At 69.2% G+C, this 19,962-nt stretch carries 16 protein-coding genes; 13 read left to right on the forward strand and 3 right to left on the reverse strand.

The genetic code is table 11. The features are described 5' to 3' along the window. Nucleotides 1–21 precede the first annotated feature (21 nt). A complete protein-coding gene (locus DEH84_RS04670) occupies nt 22–1,803 on the reverse strand; it encodes an ATP-dependent DNA ligase (RefSeq protein ID WP_109035205.1) in 1,782 nt (593 codons plus the stop codon). A gap of 35 nt (nt 1,804–1,838) precedes the next feature. After that, nucleotides 1,839–2,756 (reverse strand): hypothetical protein, encoded by a 918-nt coding sequence (locus DEH84_RS04675; protein WP_159098862.1) that lies wholly within the window; start codon nt 2,754–2,756, stop codon nt 1,839–1,841. Between the two features lie 108 nt (nt 2,757–2,864). On the opposite strand from DEH84_RS04675, the gene DEH84_RS04680 reads away from it, so the two are divergent. The 6 genes from DEH84_RS04680 to DEH84_RS04705 all read left to right on the forward strand — a co-directional run bounded on the left by DEH84_RS04680 (nt 2,865) and on the right by DEH84_RS04705 (nt 11,531). Continuing rightward, nucleotides 2,865–3,725, forward strand: a complete 861-nt coding sequence (locus DEH84_RS04680; RefSeq protein WP_245932683.1) for a M15 family metallopeptidase — start codon at nt 2,865–2,867, stop codon at nt 3,723–3,725. Between the two features lie 138 nt (nt 3,726–3,863). After that, the gene (locus DEH84_RS04685; RefSeq protein ID WP_109035208.1) at nt 3,864–4,133 is read left to right on the forward strand and encodes a PAAR domain-containing protein; all 270 of its coding nucleotides are present in this window, start codon (nt 3,864–3,866) and stop codon (nt 4,131–4,133) included. A gap of 61 nt (nt 4,134–4,194) precedes the next feature. Then, nucleotides 4,195–5,772: a hypothetical protein gene (locus DEH84_RS04690; RefSeq protein WP_159098863.1), complete on the forward strand. Its 1,578-nt coding sequence runs from the start codon at nt 4,195–4,197 to the stop codon at nt 5,770–5,772. A 13-nt stretch (nt 5,773–5,785) separates the two neighbouring features. Then, on the forward strand, nt 5,786–9,676 hold the full coding sequence (gene tssM / locus DEH84_RS04695; RefSeq protein ID WP_109035212.1) for a type VI secretion system membrane subunit TssM: 3,891 nt from the start codon (nt 5,786–5,788) through the stop codon (nt 9,674–9,676). Continuing rightward, nucleotides 9,673–10,665, forward strand: a complete 993-nt coding sequence (tagF, locus tag DEH84_RS04700) for a type VI secretion system-associated protein TagF (RefSeq protein ID WP_109035214.1) — start codon at nt 9,673–9,675, stop codon at nt 10,663–10,665. The genes tssM and tagF overlap by 4 nt, the downstream gene beginning before the upstream one ends. 2 nt (nt 10,666–10,667) lie before the next feature. Beyond that, nucleotides 10,668–11,531 (forward strand): OmpA family protein, encoded by an 864-nt coding sequence (locus DEH84_RS04705; protein WP_245932684.1) that lies wholly within the window; start codon nt 10,668–10,670, stop codon nt 11,529–11,531. Nucleotides 11,532–11,571: 40 nt separating this feature from the next. On the opposite strand, the gene tssA is transcribed toward DEH84_RS04705, so the two are convergent. Then, the gene (tssA, locus tag DEH84_RS04710) at nt 11,572–12,633 is read right to left on the reverse strand and encodes a type VI secretion system protein TssA (protein WP_109035216.1); all 1,062 of its coding nucleotides are present in this window, start codon (nt 12,631–12,633) and stop codon (nt 11,572–11,574) included. Nucleotides 12,634–12,821: 188 nt separating this feature from the next. Here tssA and DEH84_RS04715 point away from each other — a divergent pair, with 188 nt between their 5' ends. The 7 genes from DEH84_RS04715 (at nt 12,822) to DEH84_RS04745 (ending at nt 19,961) form a co-directional block, all read left to right on the forward strand. Beyond that, nucleotides 12,822–13,592 carry an energy transducer TonB gene (locus DEH84_RS04715; RefSeq protein WP_109035218.1) on the forward strand — a complete coding sequence of 257 codons (771 nt, stop codon included), beginning with the start codon at nt 12,822–12,824 and terminating at the stop codon, nt 13,590–13,592. Nucleotide 13,593: 1 nt separating this feature from the next. Beyond that, nucleotides 13,594–14,424, forward strand: coding sequence for a MotA/TolQ/ExbB proton channel family protein (locus DEH84_RS04720; RefSeq protein ID WP_245932685.1), 831 nt, complete (start codon nt 13,594–13,596; stop codon nt 14,422–14,424). 12 nt (nt 14,425–14,436) lie between these two features. Further along, on the forward strand, nt 14,437–14,892 hold the full coding sequence (locus DEH84_RS04725; protein WP_109035220.1) for an ExbD/TolR family protein: 456 nt from the start codon (nt 14,437–14,439) through the stop codon (nt 14,890–14,892). Between the two features lie 38 nt (nt 14,893–14,930). Next, entirely contained in the window at nt 14,931–16,139 is a 1,209-nt protein-coding gene (locus DEH84_RS04730; RefSeq protein WP_109035222.1) for a CaiB/BaiF CoA transferase family protein, read from the forward strand. Nucleotides 16,140–16,223: 84 nt separating this feature from the next. After that, complete coding sequence (locus DEH84_RS04735) at nt 16,224–18,131, forward strand: MFS transporter (protein WP_109035224.1); 1,908 nt, start codon at nt 16,224–16,226, stop codon at nt 18,129–18,131. A gap of 21 nt (nt 18,132–18,152) precedes the next feature. After that, nucleotides 18,153–18,845 carry a CAAX prenyl protease-related protein gene (locus tag DEH84_RS04740; RefSeq protein ID WP_109035226.1) on the forward strand — a complete coding sequence of 231 codons (693 nt, stop codon included), beginning with the start codon at nt 18,153–18,155 and terminating at the stop codon, nt 18,843–18,845. Between the two features lie 117 nt (nt 18,846–18,962). After that, entirely contained in the window at nt 18,963–19,961 is a 999-nt protein-coding gene (locus DEH84_RS04745) for an endonuclease/exonuclease/phosphatase family protein (protein WP_109035228.1), read from the forward strand. Nucleotide 19,962 lies beyond the last annotated feature (1 nt).

Raw genomic sequence — 19,962 nt, forward strand, 5'->3', positions numbered from 1 at the left:
TCCTGTCGGAAGAGGGGCACTCTAATTGTTGCCGGCACTGTAGCCGGTCAGACATCGCCTCAGGGATTCGAGGGTATCCGCTTCGCGCAGCGGTTTGTCGGTCCGCCAGCGCAGGATCCGGGGAAAGCGCACGGCCAGACCGCTCTTGTGGCGCGGGCTGGGTGCGATCCCCTCGAAGCCCAGCTCGAACACCAGCGAGGGCCGCACCGCCCGCACCGGCCCGAACTTCTGCAGCGTCGTCTGGCGGATCACCTTGTCGACCTGCGTGATCTCGGCATCCGTCAGCCCGGAGTAGGCCTTGGCAAAGGTCACCAGCTGCAGCCCTTCGGGATCCGGGGGCTGCCCGGCCGAGATGGCATCGAGCACGGCCAGGACTTCGGCGTCGTCGCGCGGGGGGCGGTTCCACACGGCAAACGTGTAGTCGGTGTACAGGCTGGCCCGGCGACCGTGGCCGGCCTGCGCATAGATCAGCACGGCATCGACCGTCATCGGCTCGGTCTTCCACTTCCACCAGATGCCCTCGCTGCGCGTGCGGCCCACGCCATAGCAGGCGGCGTGGTGCTTGAGCATGAAGCCCTCGACACCGAGTTCGCGTGCCTGCTGGCGCAGGGTGGCCAGCTCGGCCCACGGCAGCGGCTTTTCCGGCCGGCTCGGCAGTGGCGACAAAACGAGGTCGCGCAGCGCCGTGCGGTGCGCTTCCAACAGCTGGCGTCGCAGCCGTTGCGGTTGACGCCGCAGATCCTGATGCGCCCAAGCCAGCAGGTCGTAGGCGATGAACGCGCACGGCACCTTCTGCAGCCAGGCAGCCGTCAGCTTCTGACGCGTGATGCGCTGCTGCAGTTGGGCAAACGGGGCCGGTGAAAAGGGCAGATCCAGCCCGGGTGAAGGCTCGTCACGGATGGCGAGAATCTCGCCATCGAGCACCGTGCCATCCGGCCAGTGCTGCGCGAGCGCCACCAGATCGGGAAAGCGCTCGGTGATCAGCTCCTCGCCTCGTGACCAGATGCCGACCTGGCCATCGCGGCGCACGATCTGCGCGCGGATGCCATCGAACTTCCATTCGACGAGCCAGTCGGCTGGTGGGCCCAGCACGGTCTCGTGCGCGCCACCCGGCGCATCGGCCTCTTCCAGTGGGTGGGCCAGAAAGAAGGGATAGGGCTGGGTACCCTGGGGTTCATCGGCATCCCCGTCCAGGGGCGCGATGAGCCGCGCATACGCGTCGGCATCGGGGGCATGGCGGGCATCGGTGTAGCCCATCAGGCGCTGGGCCACCACCGTGGTGGGCAGTCCGGCGTGCTCGGCCAGCGATCGGATCACCAGCTGCTTGCTCACGCCCACGCGCCAGCCCCCACCAATCAGCTTGACCAGCACGAAGCGCTGCGCCCAGTCGAGCGGGGCCATCCACGCGCGCAAGGCCACGTGTTGCGCCTCGATCGGCTGGCCGCGCAATGGCAGCAGCCGTTCCTGAAGCCAACGGTGCAAGGGCAGGGCGGTGGCCTCCCGCGTCTCGAGGGTCTCGGCCTGCGTGTGCGGCAGCAGATGGGCAATGGTCTCCGCGAGATCGCCCACCGCCTGGTACGAGACCTCGAACAGCCACTCGTCGATGCCAGCTGCCTCAGCGGCCCACCGGCGCAGCTCGGTGGTGTTGATGGCCCGCCGGGGCCGGCCGCCCGACAGAAAGTACACCGCCCATGCGGCGTCCTGCGGCCCGGCATCCCGCCAGTAGCGCAGCAACGACGCCACCTTGTCGCGGGTGGCGGTGCTGGCGTCCAGTTCGGTGTAGAGCTGCGCGAATCGCTGCATAGCAGCAGCCTAGCATCGCGCAGCGCCGGGGCCGCTCAGTCTGCGTGGCAGACCGGGTCTCGCGGGTGCTGCACGCAGTAGCGCGCGCGGCAGGTGGCACCCTGGGCGCCGGTCAGCGCCTTGCACGTTGCCCAGTCTGCTGCGGCCACCGTCGTGCCCGCACCCGGGGCGGCCTGGCGGGGGCGGGTGTGCGTCATCAGGGCCTGTACCAGCGCGACGTCGTCGGCACCCGGTCGGTTGGCGCGGGGGGCCGAAGCCGTGCGCTCTGCATGCCGCCCGCGCTCGGAGCGTTCCGCCCGCGCGATGTCCGTCCGGGGGGGCTTGCCCGGCTGGTGGGCCTTCGTGGCCTGAGCATCTGCCGGGGCGTCGGTCGATGCCACGAGCGGGGCGGGCGACGGCTGGCCTCGGGTTTGCTCGCTTCCCGAGGTCGACGCGTTGCTCGGTGCCGCCGCCACGGCACTCGCGGCTGCGGCCGTCTGGGGCGAGCCCGCAGTCGGATCGGGAGCGACGTTCTCGATGCGTGCAGCCGGGGCCGGGGCGGTCAGGGCAGCCAGCGGCCCGCCCGATCCCGGTGCCTTGGGCGTCGCACTGTGCGCCGCGGAGGCCACAGCTGCGGGCGCCGACGCCACGTTGGTGTGGGGGGCCGCCGCCCACCGCGAAGCCTCGGGATTGCCTTCCTGGACCACCATCGAGAACGTGGCCAGCAAGGCCAGCGCGCCACCCGCCATCAGCACGACGGCGGCTCGCTTCTGCCACCGGGCACGGTGTTGCGGTTGCCGGCGTCGCGTGGAGGGGGCCCCCCGTGCGGGCTGGCGCGCCGACTCCAGCGTGGACAGCAGCCCCACGGGTGGCTGTCCGCCTGCAGTGTGTTCAGGGTGGTCGGGGTCCATCCCGGCAAAGAGGCTCGGACGGTCCAGCGATGGACGCGCCGAGGCGCCTGTTTCATGGCTCACGCCAGTCTCCCTGATGACTTGTTTATGGTTGAATCGCGAGATTCTACGAATCACATTCCCAGGGACCTGCACCCCCGTTGTGGGGTTGCAAGCAATGGTTACAGAACGATGCAGACAGGGTGGCTGTGGGCCGGCTTTGCGCTCGGGTGCGCGGTGCTGGCCGGCGTGGTGTTTCCCGGCTGGTGGTCCGGCCCCTGGCAGCGGCTCGCGCTGACGTGGCGACGCCGTCACGCGGTGCAGTGGTCCTGGCCGCGCCAGGCCGCCCGGGCGCCGCGCCCCCGCTTGCCCGTCATGGGCGCCGCGGTACGCCCCTGGTGGCGGCCCGCCTCGTGGCGGACGCCGGCCGCCGTGGTCCTGCTGGTCGCCATGCCAGCCCTGGCCGTGCTCGGCTGGGGCCTGCGCGGCCCCAGGGTGCTTGACGGCTTCGACGACCGCGCCAGCGTGGCCGATGAACGCATCACGCAGTTGCTGGCAGGCGAACACCTCGTGCCTCCGCCCCCCTTGCCACCCGAGGTCTTCGCCACCGCCGAAGTCGAAATCGAGCGCCCCATGCTGGCGCTGGCCGACCGCCGTTGGGAGCAGATGGACCAGGACTTCGTGCAGCGGCTGCTGTGGGTGTTCCGGATCATGAAGGAAGAGCATGGCTACGAGATGGCCTTGCTCGAAGGGTGGCGCAGCCCCGAGCGCCAGAACCAGCTGGCCGCCAAGGGCGCGCACGTCACGCAGGCCACCGCGGGCCAGAGCTACCACCAGTGGGGCTTGGCCGCCGACTGTGCCTTCCTGCGCAACGGGCGCCTGGTCATCTCCGAACGCGACCCCTGGGCCATGGAAGGCTATCGCCGATATGGTGAGGTGGCCGAACGGGTCGGCCTCACCTGGGGCGGCCGCTGGCAGATGCTCGACCTGGGCCACGTGGAGTGGCGCAAGCCCGGCATCCGCGAAGCCATGCGCGCCGCCCGCGGCCGCTGAAACCCGCTCACACTCGACACAAGCCGTAACAGGTGACCTGCTTTGGAGGGGGGTGAGTCGCTTCGCTGCGCCCTTAGACTCGCCCCGCGCGGCCCAGGCTGCGCCCATAAAACACAAGCAAGCAGGGAGCGCGAGGCCATGGGCCGTCCATTCATCGTCCTCGGTGATGTCACCGACCACGGGGGCACCGTGGTGCAGGCGTCGGCCATGACCGACACCCATGGCCGCGGCATCGCGCGGGTTGGCGACAAGGTCACCTGCCCGCGCAAGGGGCATGGCGGCACGACCGTCATCGTCACAGGCGATCCCACCATGCTGATCGACGGCATGCCGGCAGCCCGTCATGGCGACAAGTGCGCCTGTGGCGCCACCCTCATCGCGACACAGGCCGTCTCCACCGACATCTGAGACGCAGCGCGACCGTGGCTGCACGCTCCGGTTGCCCGGTCATCTATCAGGCAGTTCAGGCATGACCCAGGTTTGGAAAGTGGCGGGGATGTGGCTGGTGATCGCAGCGGTCATCTGGCTCTTCTCGATCTGGCAGTGGCAGACCACGGATGCCACCGTGGCCGATCGCGACATCGTGATGCAGTTGCTGGTCCTGCCTGTCATGCTCACAGTCGCGCTGTGGCTCACCTTGCGGGGCGTTCAGCGCCTGCGGAAAAGTCCGGCCCCGGCGGCGGACCGGGCCGCACCGACGGTGTCCCTGGACGAGCAGCCTGGCTCGGAAGCCGCTTTGCGGGCCGCCACCACCTGGCTGCTCGCCTCTGCGGTGTCCCTGCGCGCGGGCAGCGATGCCGATGCCGCCTGGGCCACCTTGCAATCGAATCCCCCTCGTCCGGGCCCGGACGCCACCCTCTTCGACCTGGATGGCATGCCGGTCTTCGCCGCCCGCGTCGAGCAGGTCGATGAACTCCTGGCCTCCGAGCCCGATGCCGTGCTCAGCCACCCTGACGGGCGCGCTGCGTCGGTCGCCGTGCAGCGCGCCTGGGTGCTGATGCAGTCGGTGCTCCCGCCCCTGCTCGATGCCGTCAGCCGCCTAATCCCTGATGAAACCCATGGTGGCTCATCCCGTGAGCCTGAAGACGATGCGGCCGCGCCCTCGATGCGCGCGCATCTGTCCGGCGTGGCCGCGCCGGTGTCGGCGCAGCATCTGGCAATCCAGGAGGCCCGCCGGCCGACGCTCACCGTGCGCCTGGCGCTGCCGGCCCGCTGGTCGGTCGAAGACCAGGCGCTGTTTGTCCAGGCCCTGCGTGGGCAGTGTGGCGTGCTGCTCGATTGGGCCGAGGCCACCCATGCGCGGGCCCTGCGCTGGCAGACCACGCCGCCGGAGTCCGTGGATGCCGTGTGGCACGAGGTCGACCAGACCCTTGCCCGGTGGCACCGCGATCCGGCGCCCGAGTTGCTGCTCATGCTCGCCGTCGACAGCGCCATCGACGCCGACGAAATCGACGGCCTTCAGGCCCGTGGCGAACTGTTCACTGCCCACCATCAGCAGGGCCGCATTCCGGGTGAGGGGGCCGCAGGCCTGCTGCTGGCGAGCCCCATGTGGCCTCAGCCAGGCGCGCTCGATGTGCCTGCCATACTGCTGGGGCGCCCCCTGCTTGCCCGCCGTGACAAGTCGGCCGATGCCGTGGGCCGGGCGAGCACCGCCACGCTGCAAGCCTTGCTGGAGGCCGCCGCCACCCGCAGTCCGGCCCCAGCCGACGCGCCGCCCGTCGTGGTGGCCGACGCCGATCACCGCGGCAGCCGTGCCGCCGAGCTCTTCGAGTCCGTTCAGGATGCGCTGCCCGCGGTGGATGCTGCCACCGGCGTGGTGCGCCTGGGCGAGGTGTGTGGCGATCTGGGCGCCGCACGTGGGGTGGCCACCATCGCGCTGGCCCACGCTGCGCTGCGCCAGCAGGCCTCCCCTGATGCAACGACCTACGCCGTGCTGATGCAGGACAGCCATGAACGGGTCGTCGTGCCGCTGCGTCACGCACCGCCCCCCGTGACGTCCGACGCCAACGCCGACGCCCCGCCCCTATCCGCGCCCGCCACAGCCTGAGACGGACCCCCGCATGCAACGAATCTGGACTTTCCTTCTGAACCCCCGCGTCCTCAGTGCGATCGGCGTGGCGGCCCTGGTTGGCTTACTCCTGCTCGGCGCCGACGCCATGCGCGTGGGCCTGGTGTGGAGTGCGGTGGTGCTCGGCCTGCTGGCTCTGGCGTGGCTGACCGTATGGGGTGTGCGCCGCTGGCGGGCGCGGCAGGCCGCCCAGGCCCTGGAGCAGGCCATGGGCGCCGAGGCGGACCAGGCCGTGCGCCAGGCGCGACCGGACCAGCAGGACGAGGTGGCCGCGGTGCGCGAGCGCATGGCCGAGGCCGTGCGCCTCATCAAGTCGTCCAGGCTGGGCGAGACGTCCGGCTCGGCCGCGCTGTACGAGCTGCCCTGGTACGCCGTGATTGGCAACCCGGCCGCGGGCAAGAGTTCGGCCGTGGTCAAGTCGGGTCTCAAGTTCCCGTTTGCCGACAACACCGAGCAGGTGATCCAGGGCATCGGCGGCACACGCCATTGCGACTGGTACTTCACCACCGAAGGCATCCTGCTCGACACGGCCGGCCGCTATTCGGTGCACGAGGAGGACCGCAGCGAGTGGCTGGGGTTTCTGTCGCTGCTCAAGAAGCACAGGCCCATGGCGCCGCTCAATGGCGTCATCATCGCGGTCAGCGTGGCCGAACTGGCCGGCCAGAAGCCCGAGTTCGCCATCGACCTGGCCATCAAGCTTCGTCAGCGCGTGCAGGAGCTCACCGAGCGGCTCGAGGTCTTTGCACCGGTGTATGTGGTGTTCACCAAGGCCGACCTGATCGCCGGCTTCGTCGAGTTCTTCGAAGACCGCGACCGTGCCGAGCGCGACAAGGTGTGGGGCGCGACGCTGGCATACGACACCGGCACGCGGGGCGATGCCGTGGCCCTGTTCGATCGGCATTTCGACGAGCTGTATGAAGGGTTGAAGGCGGCCTCGGTGGCCCGCATGTCGCTGCACCGTGGCGAGCAGTTGCCACCGGGCGTGCTGACCTTCCCGCTGGAGTTTGCCGCGCTGAAGCCGGCCCTGCGCACCTTCATCAACACGCTGTTCGAAGAAAACCCCTACCAATTCCGCCCGATCTTCCGCGGCTTCTACTTCACCAGCGCGGTACAGGAAGGACAGTCCACCAGCCGCGCCAGCGAACGTGTGGCGGCCCAGTTCGGACTGCAGTTGCAACCGGGCACGTCCGCGGCCGTCTACTCGCAGAGCGGCTTCTTCCTGAAGGAACTCTTCTCGCGCGTGATCTTTGCCGACCGGCAACTGGTTCAGCAGTACACCAGCCGGCGCAAGCTGCGTCTGCGTTACGCCACCTTCTTCGGCGGCGTGGCGCTGCTCGGCGTGCTGCTGGGTGGCTGGACCTGGTCCTGGATGGGCAACCGGCAGCTCGTGGCCCATGTGCAGGCCGACATGGCCAAGGCGCAGCGTGTCCAGGAGCGCCGCACCGACCTCGCTTCCCGGCTCGAAGCGCTCGAGATCCTGCAGGACCGCCTCGAGCAGATGCAGCGCTACCGCGGTACCCGTCCCTGGTCCATCGGATTGGGGCTCTACCAGGGGGATGCCATCGAGCGGCGCCTGAAGGAAGAGTATTTCTCGGGCCTGCAGGCGGTCATGCTCAAGCCTTCGGCCGATGCGATGGCCGCCTACCTCAGCGAGGTCAACGCGAACGCCGCGTCGCTCAAGCCGCTGCAGCGTGTGAACGAGCCCGGCGTCATCCCGGTGGCGGCCACGCCGGCTGCGCCCGATGCGGCCTCACCGTATGCCCGCGCTTCCAGCACGGACGTGTCCGAGGCCTACAACGCGCTGAAGGCCTACCTGATGCTGGGCGACCGCAGCCGCCTGGAGCCGGGTCACATGAGCGACCAGCTCACCCGCTTCTGGCGAGGCTGGCTGGACGCCAACCGCGGGGCCATGCCGCGTGAACAGCTGGTGGCCCGTGCCGAGCGCCTGATGTCCTTTGCCATCGTGCAGATGGCCGACCCGGCCTTCCCGCAGCAGGAACTCAACCTCACGCTGCTGGACCAGACGCGCGACAACCTGCGGCGCGTCATCAAGGGCATGCCTGCCCGCGAGCGCGTGTACGCGGAGATCAAGGCCCGTGCCGCGATCCGGTATGCCCCGGTCACGGTCGCCCGCTTCGTGGGTGAGGGCGACCGTGCGATCGTGGCCGGCAGTCACGCGGTCTCGGGGGCCTTCACCCGCGAGGCGTGGGAAGGCCTGGTGCGCGACGCGATCAAGGACGCCGCTCATGGCGAACTGCAGTCCACCGACTGGGTGCTCAAGACGGCGGCCTCCGACGACCTCACCCTGGAAGGCAGCCCCGAGCAGGTGCAGAAGGCGCTCACCCAGCTCTACAAGACCGAGTACGTGCGTGAGTGGCAGAAGTTCATGCAGGGCATCAACGTTCAGGACTTCGGCGGATTCGAGCAGGCCGTCCTGCACATGAACCGTCTGGGCGACCCCACCAATTCCCCGGTCGGCACGCTGTTTCGCACGCTGCACGAGCAGACCGCGTGGGACAACCCCACGGTGGCCAACGAGCAGCTGGCCAAGGCCCGTGCCGGCTTCATCGACTGGTTCAAGCAGACGGTGCTGGGCATGTCGCGCACACCGGTGCAGGTCAATGTCAACGTGCAGGCCGGTCAGGCCGGTGAGATCCCGATGGGGCCGGTGGGCCGCGAGTTCGGTGCCGTGGCCCGCATCATGATGGCGCGCGATGGCGGCACGCCGATGATGCAGCAGTACCTGGCATCGCTGTCCAAGCTGCGCTCGCGCTTCAACCAGATGAAGACCCAGGGGGATCCAGGTCCACTGGCGCGCCAGCTGATGCAGCAGACGCTGGACGGGCAGGGCGAACTGGCCGAGGCGCTCAAGCTGGTGGACGAGCAGATGCTGACCGGCATGGCCGACTCGCAGCGTGCAGCGTTGCGGCCGTTGCTGGTGCGTCCGCTGATGCAGGCGTTCGCAGTGCTGGTCCGTCCGGCCGAGGCCGAACTGAACCGCGTGTGGATGGCCCAGGTGTACGAGCCTTACCAGCGCACGCTCGCCAGCAAATATCCCTTCGATCGCTCGGCCCAGATGGAGGCCAGCCCGGCCGAGGTGGCCAAGGTGTTCGGTGCCGAGGGCGCGGTGGCGAAGTTCGTCGAGCAATCTCTGGGCACGCTGGTGCACAAGCGGGGCGATCAGCTGACGCCGCGGACCTGGGCAGAGCTGGGCGTGCGCCTGCGCCCCGAGTTCACCGCCGGGCTGGCCGGCTGGGTCGCGCCGCTCTCGGGCCAGACGGCCGGCGGCGGTGCCGCACCGGGTGGCGCCGCAGCGGGCGCCGCGGCCGAGGCCCAGACCGTCTTCCAGATGTTGCCGCAGGCCGTGCCCGGGCTGACCGAGTACACCGTCGAGGTCGACGGTCAGGTCATGCGCTACCGCAACGGCACGGCGAGCTGGGCCCACTTCGTGTGGCCAGGGCCCGGCACGCCGGGGGTGCGCGTGCAGGGGGTCGATTACAGCGGCCGCACGGTGGTGTTCTTCAGCGAAGCCGGCCGCTACGGGCTGGAAAAGATGATCAACGCCGCCACCCGCCGCAAGGTGGAGGGCAACGTGTTCGAACTGCGCTGGACGCAGGGTACGGCGTCGGTGGCGGTGCACCTGCGCATCGTGTCGAACGCGGCCCCTGCAGAACCGGCGGCGCCGACCACGCCGGCCGGTCAGGGTGGGGCGCCGGCCGCCCGTCCGGGCGCGCTGCCGGCCCTGGTGGCTGGCGCTGCCGAGGACGCCGCCCCGGTCACGTCTGGTGCCCCGGGCGCGCCGACACCGCCGCCCAGCCCGAAGCCCGGGCCGCAGGCCGCGCTGCTGCCCGCCATTCCCCGTTCGCCGGAGACCGTGTCGTGAGCGCCCATCCCAGTCTGCACGCCACCGGCCACCTGCTTTACTTCGGCAAGGTCCCTTGCCGCGGGGATTTCGTACGCAGCGCCCAGCACGGCGCACTCATCGAGCGACTGGACGCCTGGCAGAGCCAGACGATGGAACGGCTGTCGGCCGACCCACGCTGGAAGCTGCTGTACGACGGTGCGTCTCCGCTCACCTTTGCCGTGCTCGGCACGGGCAGCCGCGTCGGCCTGGCCGGGCACTGGATGGCCAGCCAGGACGCCTCCGGACGGCGTTTCCCCTTCCTCACGGCCTGTGCCCTGACGGTAGAGACACCCCGGTTGACGGTGCCCCTGGCGCCGCTGGCGCTCTCGCGGCTCTGGAGCCGACTCGAGCAGGTGGCCCGCGTGGCCCACGCGGCGACCGACCTCGCGCACGCGCAGGCCAGCCTGGACGCGGTGATCGATGCCGACCTCCATGCGGACGAGGCGCAGGCGGTGCTCGCGGACTTCCTGGCCTCGCGCACGGTGGCGTCGATGGAGCAGATGCTGTCCGCGGCGGGGCACCGTCTGTCCGTCCGGCAGGCCACACTGGCGCTCGGCATGCTGTTGCAACCGGCCATGGCGCAGGGCGCAGCCCGTCTCAACAAGGTGCTGTGCCTGCCCCTGCCACAGGACCCCACGGCCCGGGGCGCGGTGGCCTGCTGGTGGCTCGCGATGGTGCTGGGCTTCTTCGCGCGCCACGAGGTCGAGCTCGGACTGTTTGCCGCGACGGTCGATGACCTGCCTTACCTGGTGGTGGGCTTCCATGGCGCATCGCCGGCCGCGCTGCATGGCCTCATCGATCCGCCCCGCCTGACGGAGCAGGGCGTGTTCCTGCGCGATCTCGACTGGGTCGAAGAGGAGGTCGCCGGCGACTACGGGCTGCGCAAGCTGTCGAACTACCTGCGCGACCCCGGGCTGTCGCTGGCGCAGGCGCTCGATGTCTACAACGAAGTGTTTCTGGGAGCGTGAAGATGGCAAGCATCCAGCACCGCAATACGACCATGTTGCGGGCCGGCATGGCGCTGGTTCTCGGGCTGGTCTGCGGATCGGTCGCGCTGGCACAGGTGGCATCGGCCAGTTCCCCCGCCCCGCCTTCGTCGTCCAGCCCGGCGGCGGCCTTGCCGTCGGGTGGCACCGGGCGTTCCGGCCCGGTCGTGGCGTCGGGCACCGTGCCGGACGAAGCGACCCGGGCGGCCGTCATCGGGCGCTTGCGCGAGCTCTACGGGGCCGATCGGGTGGTCGACCAGCTCAGCCTGGGTTCGGTGGTCGCCCCGCCTCAATGGCGCGACCACGTGAGCAAGCTCCTCTCGCCCGCGCTGAAGCAGGTTTCACACGGGCAGTTGGCCATTCAGGGCCAGACGGTCGAGATTCGGGGCGAAGTGCCGAACGAAGCGCTGCGCCAGCAACTGGCCAGTGACATGGCGCAGTCGTTGAATCCGACCTACACGGTGCGCAACGGGCTGCGGGTGGCCGTGCAGGACCAGACGGTGGTGGACCAGGCATTGGCCAACCGCATCGTCGAGTTCGAGCCCGGCAGTGCCGTGCTGCGCCCGGCCAGCCTGCCGCTCCTCGACGAGATGGCCGCGGTGATGGCGCGCCTGAAGGACCGCCGCTTCGAGGTGATCGGACACACCGACGCCGATGGTGCCCGTCCTGCCAACGTCAGCTTGTCGCTGGCGCGGGCGCAGGCCGTGAAGACCTATCTGACGGGCAAGGGCCTGCCCGCCGACCGCATTGCCATCTCCGGCATGGGCCCCGACCAACCCGTGGCCAGCAATGCGACCGAGGCGGGCCGCGCCCGCAATCGGCGCATCGAGTTTCGGGTGGGATCCTGAACGGGCTCGTCCGCTCGCTCGAGCGGACGGATCGCAGGCGTCAATGGCCCTGTGGGTGCTCGGGGTCGGGGTGGAGGCCCAGCAGTTCCTCCAGGTGGCTCATGGCGCCCTGGTCCTTGACGACGTGGCGCAGCCATTCGTGCAGGGGCATTTCGGCCCATTTCACCGCTTTGTCAGCGAGGTAGGCCACCGGGCTGTGGGGCTCGGTGCGGCGGAAGAAGCTCGCCACCTCGCGCAGCTGTTGCAGCGCCTGCGCACGGTTGGCCACCGGGCCCCGGGCGACGGCCGAGGCCGGGGCCTCGGTGGAGGGCTCTCCGGCGGGGCTGTCCTGCAGGTGGTCTGCCTCGGCGTGGCCGTCCAGTGCGCCCACCTCGCGCGCCAGGCGCTCCAGATCATGCAGCGCATTGCTCAGCGCTTCCCGGGCCGTGACAAAGCTCGGACCGTCCTGGCCGAGTTGGCTGTCGATCACGTCCTGGAGGACGCGCAGGGCAGCCTGGCTGTCTCGCAGGGCCTCGACCTGGGCGCGCAGGTGGTCGCGGGGGGTGTCGCGCAAGGCGCGCATGAACCCATCGACCGTGATTCGGTCTGCCGCGTTTTCAGGCTCGCTGGGTGCGTTGTTGCTCTGGCGGGCTGCCGCCAGGTCACGCAGGCTGTGCGGTGCGCCATGCCGTGGGCGGGTCACGGGCCGGCTGTCGGCAAAGGACTGCACCTTCTGAAGCAGCCAGCCGAGGTTGCCGATGCGCTCCTCCATGTCGCCCTGGTCGGGCAGGGGGTGCAGCGCATCCCACTGATCACGGCACAGGGCGGCACACAGCGTCAGGCCATCGCGCAGGCCCGCGTAGCCGCGCAACATCGCCTCGGCCTCGGTCAGCCACATCACCAGGCGCAGATCCTTGCTGCGCTCGGCCAGTAGTGCCTGACAGAGTCGGCTGACGCCAGGCCAGTCGGCCACCTTCAGCGAGGTCACCCATTCACCCTGGTCCAGGGTCGGGTCGTCTTCGCGCCGCATCTCGGCGATCTGGTCGAATTCGGGGGAGAACGACAAGTCCTCGCCACACGCCGAAGGGCCCTCTAGCGGGGCCGTCAAGACGTCAAAATGCATGGTGTCCCTGTTTGAATGCGCGTGAAAGCCGCCCGGGTGCCCCTGGCTGCGTTCCAATCGGATCATCCCACGACGGCGCCGGCCGTCAGGGCCCTCTGACGAGGGGCAGGTGTATCGACATGTGGCGAAACGGGCGCAAATCAAATGAGATTGATTCGCAATTGCATCAGGCGTGCTACGATGACGCCATGAATTCGATCGCCGTACCCTCGTGGGGCGTCCTGTCCAGCGCACCCAGTGAGCTCAGCCCGCTGCAACGGCACGCGCTGACGGTCGGCGTGGTCCTGACCCACGCGGCACTGGCCGCTCTGATCGTCGCGTTTTCGCGCGACGTGCCGTCCGAGCCGGAGCCGCAGCCCATCACGGTTTCGCTGGTGAGCGAGGCGCCCGATACCGTGGTGACGCCCCCGGCGCCAGCCAAGGTGGAGGCGCCAACGCCGCCGCAACCGCGGCCGCCGACACCGGTGGCACGGCCGATGCAGCCCACGCCCACCCCCACCCCGCCGCTGCTGACCAGCCGGCAGCCCGCCGTGCCCAACGACATGGTGGCGCCGCCCGTGACCGAGGTGAAGCCGCAGCCCGCCCCGGTGGCCGCGGCCGCCGCACCGGCACCTGCCCCGGTGGCCGCGCCACACGCTCCCGCCGCCGAGCCACCCCGTGCACCGGCCGCACCGAAGGTACTGCCTTCGTCGGCCGTGCGCTATCTGGTGGAGCCGCCGCTGGCCTACCCGCGTGCCTCGCGCGAGTTGGGAGAGCAAGGCGTTGTGCGCTTGAAGGTGCTGGTCGACGAGACCGGTCGCCCGCGCGACATCGAGATCGCCAAATCATCGGGGTACCCGCGCCTGGACCAGGCTGCGGTGAGCGCGATGCGCGCCGCCCGTTTTCAGCCGCACCTCGAGGAGGGCGTGGCCCGTACCGTGTGGGTGCTGGCGCCCCTGACGTTCAATCTGGAAGACTGACATGACCGACACCACCGTTGCAGCGACTGCCGCTGCGTCTGCCGCCCCGGCCGCCACCACGGCGGTCACCACCGCACCGGCCGCCGGGCCGGTGAACATGGGGTTCAGCCACTTCATCGCCCAGACGGACGTGGTGGGGCAGGGCCTGTTCGTCATCCTGGTGCTGATGTCGCTGGCCTCCTGGGCCCTGATCGTCACCAAGGGCGTGGGCCTGTACCTGCGACAGAAGCGCAGCCAGGCCTTCCTGACCTTCTTCTGGAACGCGACTTCGCTGGAAGCCGTGCAGCACGAAATCAGCACCCACGGCGTGAGCGAGCCGTTCTCGCACCTGACCTCGCACGCCATGCATGCGCAGGCCCACCACGCTCGGTACGGCGCCGCCAAGCTGGAAGAAGCCGGCTCGGCCCAGGAGTTCCTGACCCGCACCATCAAGAAGGTGCTGGACGAGGAAACCATGCGCATGGAAAGCGGGCTCACGGTGCTGGCCACCATTGGTGCCACCGCGCCGTTCGTGGGTCTGTTCGGCACCGTCTGGGGTGTGTACCACGCGCTGCTGGCCATCGGCCAGACCGGGGCCGGCACGCTGGACAAGGTCGCCGGCCCGGTGGGCGAGGCGCTGATCATGACCGGCGTGGGCCTGGCGGTCGCCATCCCCGCTGTGATGGCCTACAACTGGCTGACGCGCAGCAACCGCGTGTGGGGTGCCCGCCTGGACGCCTTTGCCTTCGAGCTGTTCGCCTTCCTGTCGACCGGCCAGACGCTGAAGAACTCGACCGACGCCGAGCCGGGCCGTGCGCCCGCCGCTGTGGTGCCGATGAAGTCGCAAGCCTGAAGGGACTGAACCATGGCTTTCGCCAGTTTTGACGGCAAGAAGGGCAGTGCGCCGCTGGCCGAGATCAACATGGTGCCGCTGATCGATGTGATGCTGGTGCTGCTGGTGATCTTCATCGTGACGGCCCCGCTGCTGAGCCACTCGGTCAAGCTGGAGCTGCCCAAGGCCAGTGCCACGGTGATGTCGGCCAAGGCCGAGAAGATCGACCTGTCGATCGATGCCGATGGCGTGCGCTACTGGAATGGCGCTGCGCTGAGCCGCGAAGAGGCCGCCGCGCGCTTCACGGTCGAGGCGGAGAAGCAACCGCAGCCTGAGATCCATTTGCGGGCCGACCAGGCGGTGCCTTATCGTGCGGTGGCCGAGACACTGGCCGATGCGTCGCGCGCCGGTCTGAGCAAGATCGGCTTCGTGACCGATCCGGCACCGGGTGCGGCCCCGACACCGGCCGCCCCCCCGGCCAAGCCCTGAGGGCAGTGCGGCCGATCTGACCGAGAATGCGGGCTCATATGAGCCCGCTTCCTTTTTCTGCCCCGCCCTCGCCGCAGGCCTTGGGCGGCCTGCGCGTCATCGAACTCGGACAGCTGATCGCCGGCCCCTTTGCTGGCAAGACGCTGGCGGATTTCGGCGCCGAGGTGATCAAGATCGAGCCCCCGCCCGCCGAGGGCAGTGCGGGTGGCGATCCGCTGCGCCAGTGGCGCATGCTGCACAACGGCACCAGCGTGTGGTGGCAGGTGCAGAGCCGCAACAAGCACAGTGTGGTGCTGGACCTGCGCACGCCCGAGGGCCGTGAGACGGCGGCGCGGCTGATCGACGAGGCCGACGTGGTCATCGAAAACTTCAAGCCCGGCACGATGGAGAAGTGGGGCCTGGGTTACGACGCGCTGAGCGCGCGCAACCCGGGGCTCATCATGCTGCGCATCAGCGGTTACGGACAGACCGGGCCTTACAAGGACCGCCCCGGTTTTGCCGTCGTGGGCGAGGCCATGGGGGGCATGCGCTACCTGAACGCCGAACCCGGTCGCATCCCCGTGCGCGCGGGTGTGAGCCTGGGCGACACGCTGGCGGCGCTGCACGGGGTCATCGGCATCCTGCTGGCGCTGCAGGCCCGGCACGCCACCGTGACCTCCGAGGTGCCCAAGGGCCGCGGGCAGGTGATCGATGTGGCGCTGTACGAAGCGGTGTTCAACTGCATGGAAAGCCTGTTGCCCGAGTACAGCGCGTTCGGCGCGGTGCGGCAGCCGGCAGGCTCGGCCCTGCCAGGGATTGCGCCCAGCAACGCCTACCCCTGTGCCGACGGCATGGTGGTGATCGGCGGCAACGGCGACTCGATCTTCAAGCGGCTCATGATCGCCATCGGCCGCGATGACCTGGCCACCGACCCGGAGCTGGCCAGCAACCCGGGGCGCGTGAAGCGCGTGGCCGAGATTGACGCGACCATCGGCGCGTGGACCGGCGCGCGGGCCGTGTCCCAGGTGCTCGACGTGCTGAACGCGGCCAGCGTGCCCGTGGGGCGCATCTACACCGCACAGGACATCGCCGAAGACCCGCACTACCGGGCGCGCGAGATGATCGTGCCCGTGACGACGCACGACGGTCTGACGGTGGAGGTGCCCGGCATCGTGCCCAAGCTGTCGGGGACACCGGGCGCCATCCAGCGGCGTGGCCCGCTGCTGGGCGAGGACACCGAGGCGGTGCTGTCCCGGCTCAAGAAGTGAGCCTCGGCGGCTGCGCGCCTTTTTGATGTCCAATCGGCGCAGTACCGGGCTCACGACGAGGCCCGGACCAAGGAGGTTTTCCCTGTGAGTGACCCGTCTTCCCGCGGCGGCCAGTTCAGTCTGCTGGGCCAGCGCCGATTTGCCCCGTTCTTCTTCACGCAGTTCCTCGGGGCGGCCAACGACAACCTGTTCAAGTTCGCCTTCACCGTGCTGGTGACCTACCAGCTGCAGGTCAGCTGGCTGGACGCGAAGATGGCCGGCCTGGTCATCGGGGCGCTGTTCATCCTGCCCTTCGTGCTGCTGTCTGCCACCGCCGGGCAGTGGGCCGACAAGCACGACAAGGCCTTCATCATGCGCAGCGTCAAGCTCATGGAGGTCGGCATCATGGTGCTGGCCGGCCTGGGCTTCTGGTTCACCTGGGTGCCGCTTTTGTTGGGGTGCGTGTTCCTGATGGGGCTGCACTCGACCCTGTTCGGGCCGGTGAAGTACGCCTACCTGCCCCAGCACCTCCGGGAGCACGAGCTCACCGGGGGCAATGGTCTGGTCGAGATGGGCACCTTCGTCGCCATTCTGCTGGGCAACGTGGGTGGGGGGCTGCTCATGGGCATCAACGAAACCGGACGGCACTGGGTGGCGGCCGCGTGCTTTGCCGTGGCTTTGCTGGGCTGGCTGACGGCCCGCGGCATTCCGGCCTCGCCCTCGTCCGATCCGGGGCTGAAGATCAACTGGAACCCGGTGTCCGAAACGTGGCGCAACCTCAAGCTGGCCGCGACCTACCCCAGCGTGTTCCGTTCGCTGCTGGGCATTTCGTGGATGTGGTTCTTCGGGGCGGTGTTCCTGGCGCAGTTTCCGTCGTTCGCGCGCGATGTGTTGCATGGGGATGAGCAGGTGGCCTCGCTGCTGCTGGTGGTGTTCTCGGTGGGCATCGCGGTCGGCTCGCTGCTGTGCGAGCGGTTCTCGCACCGGCACGTCGAGATCGGCCTGGTGCCCATGGGTGCCGTCGGCATGACCGTGTTCGCATTCGATCTGTACCTGGCCGCCAGCGGGCTGTCGTACCCGGCCGATGCACCCCTGTTCGATGCGGCGGCCTTCGTAGCCCAGCCCGGGCATGGGCGTGTGATGGTCGATCTGGCCCTGCTGGCCTTCAGCGCCGGCCTCTACAGCGTGCCGATGTACGCGCTGATCCAGCTGCGGTCACAGCCCAGTCACCGTGCGCGCATCATTGCCGCCAACAACATCCTCAATGCGCTGTTCATGATCGTCAGCAGCCTGGCCGCCGGCGCCATGCTGTCTTCTGGCTTCACCATTCCCGAAGTGTTCGGTGCCACCGCCGTGCTGAACGTGCTGGTGGTGGGTTATGTGTTCTGGCTGATGCCCGAGTACATCGTGCGCCTGGTGATGCTGTTCGTGGCCCGCATCGTGTACCGCTTGCGGGTCCGGGGTGACCATCACCTGCCGACCGATGGCGCGGCCATTCTGGTGTGCAACCACGTGAGCTTTGTCGACGCGGTGATCCTTGGTGTGCTGAGCCCGCGGCCCATGGTGTTCATCATGGACCACCGCATCTTCCGCACGCCCGGCATCGGCTGGTTCTTCCGCCTGGTCAAGGCCATTCCGATCGCGCCTCAGAAGGAAGATCCGGCTGCGTACGAGGCGGCCTTCGAGCGCGCCCGGGCCGTGCTGAACGAAGGCGAGCTGCTGTGCCTTTTCCCGGAGGGCGCCATCACGCGCGACGGCAAGCTGCAGCCTTTCAAGGCCGGCATCATGAAGATCCTCGAGACGAACCCGGTGCCCGTGATTCCCGCCGCGCTGCACAACCTGTGGGGTTCGAGTTTTTCGCGCATCGACGGGGTGGCCCTGGCCCGCCCCCTGCGTCGGGGGGTGTTCAACCCCGTGGGGCTGGTCGTCGGGGAACCGATCCCGCCCGAGCAGGTCACACCGGCGGCCTTGCAGCAGCGCGTTCAGGCGTTGCTCGACGAGCCCACCCCCTGACCTCACCTCCATCACTGACCCATGGGCAATCTGCTGACCCCTGCGGCCTGGCCCCGCATCGTTCCTTTCATCGTCTTCATGGCGCTGCTGGCGCTGCGCGGGGCTGTGCCGACCGAGGATGGCGGCTGGCTGGATGCCCGGTGGATCTATCCGCTGTGTGTCGTGGTGGTCGGCGGCCTGCTGGTCTATTACTGGAGACGCTACAGCGAACTCCAGCGCCCCTACGGCGAAACCGTCCGACTGGGCTGGAAGGCCGCGCTCGTGTCGGTCGTGGTCGGGTTGGTGGTGTTCAAGCTCTGGGTGGTGCTGACCGAGCCCTGGATGATGCTGGGCGAACCCACAGCCAACTTCGTGCCGGTCGATGAAGAGGGCCGCCTGATGTGGGGGCTGATCGCCTTTCGCTGGGTGGGTGCGGCCCTGATGGTGCCGGTGATGGAAGAGCTGTTCTGGCGCTCGTTCCTGATGCGCTGGGTCGACCGACCGGACTTCGAGACGGTCGATCCCGCCCGGGTGTCGGTCAAGGCCATTGCGCTGTCCACGCTGGTGTTCATGCTGGCCCACACGCACTGGCTGGGCGCCATCGTGGCGGGGCTGGCCTATGCCTTGCTGTATCGTTACACCCGCTCCTTGTGGGCGCCGATCCTGGCCCACGCCGTCACCAACGGTGTGCTGGGCGTGTGGGTGGTGCTGAACGGGAACTGGCAGTTCTGGTGAGCCTGCGCCTGCGGCGGGTGTGACGATGAGGGTGAACGGTTGAGTGTGTCGACAAGGCCGGTACGGCGCAGTGTCCTGACCTGGGTTTCGCCGTTTGTGCGGCTTGGCGTGGCAGGGGTGTTCTTCGTGTCTGTGGTGGCAGCGTGGCTGCTGCATGCGGGCCATTCGGCACATCCGCTGCTGGCGCTGGCACCCTATCTGCCGTGGCCGTGGATGCTGGTGCCCGCGGTGCTCGCGCTGTGGGCTTCGATGTGGTTGCGCCCCGTCTGGCGGCTGATGAGCCTGGCGTCGGTGCTGCTGGTCAGCGGGGTCGTCATGGACCTGGCGCTGGGCCTGGCCGACGAAGGCGACAAGCCCCTGCGCCTGATGACGTACAACGCCAAGGTGATGCTGGCGTCACAGCGACCGGGTGGCATGGAAGGGTTGGCCGCCGAGATTGCCGCCCACGACCCGGATGTGCTGGTGATGCAGGATGCGGGCGAGTTGCGCCACATCGAGCGGTCGATGCCCGGTCTGCAGGCGAGCCTGTTCGGTGACCGCAACGTGTACCTGCACGGGCAGTATGTGGTCGCCAGCCGCTTGCCGCTGCACGGCTGCCATGCCGAGCGCCTGCCCTTTCCGCCCGAGCAGCGCGAGGCCCATGACTTCGTGCGCTGTGAGGTCGACGGACCCCACGGCCGTTTCACGCTGGTCAATGTGCACTTCGTGACCCCGCGGCAGGGCCTGCTGGCCGTGCGCCGTGGCGGGCTCGATGGGCTCGAGGTGTGGGAGGGCAACGCCACGGTCCGCGTGGAGCAGGCCCATGCGCTGGCCGAGGCCCTGCGGGGCATCCAGGGGCCGGTGGTGGTGGCGGGTGACCTCAATGCGCCCGAGCGCACCGACGTCGTGCGAAGCCTGTTGGCCACCGGCCTGCGTGATGTGTGGTCGTCTGCCGGCTTCGGCTATGGCTACACGCACGGCCATTCGCTGCGCATCGGTCTGTTCCAGTCCTTCCTGCGCATCGACCACATCCTGGTCAGCGAGGACATCGGCGTGCGCGCCGTCAAGGTGGGTGGTGCGATTGCCTCGGAACACCGCGCCGTGATCGCCGACCTGCTGATGCAGCGTCGGCGCTGAG

This window comes from Aquabacterium olei, from assembly GCF_003100395.1.
Lineage (GTDB): Bacteria > Pseudomonadota > Gammaproteobacteria > Burkholderiales > Burkholderiaceae_C > Aquabacterium > Aquabacterium olei.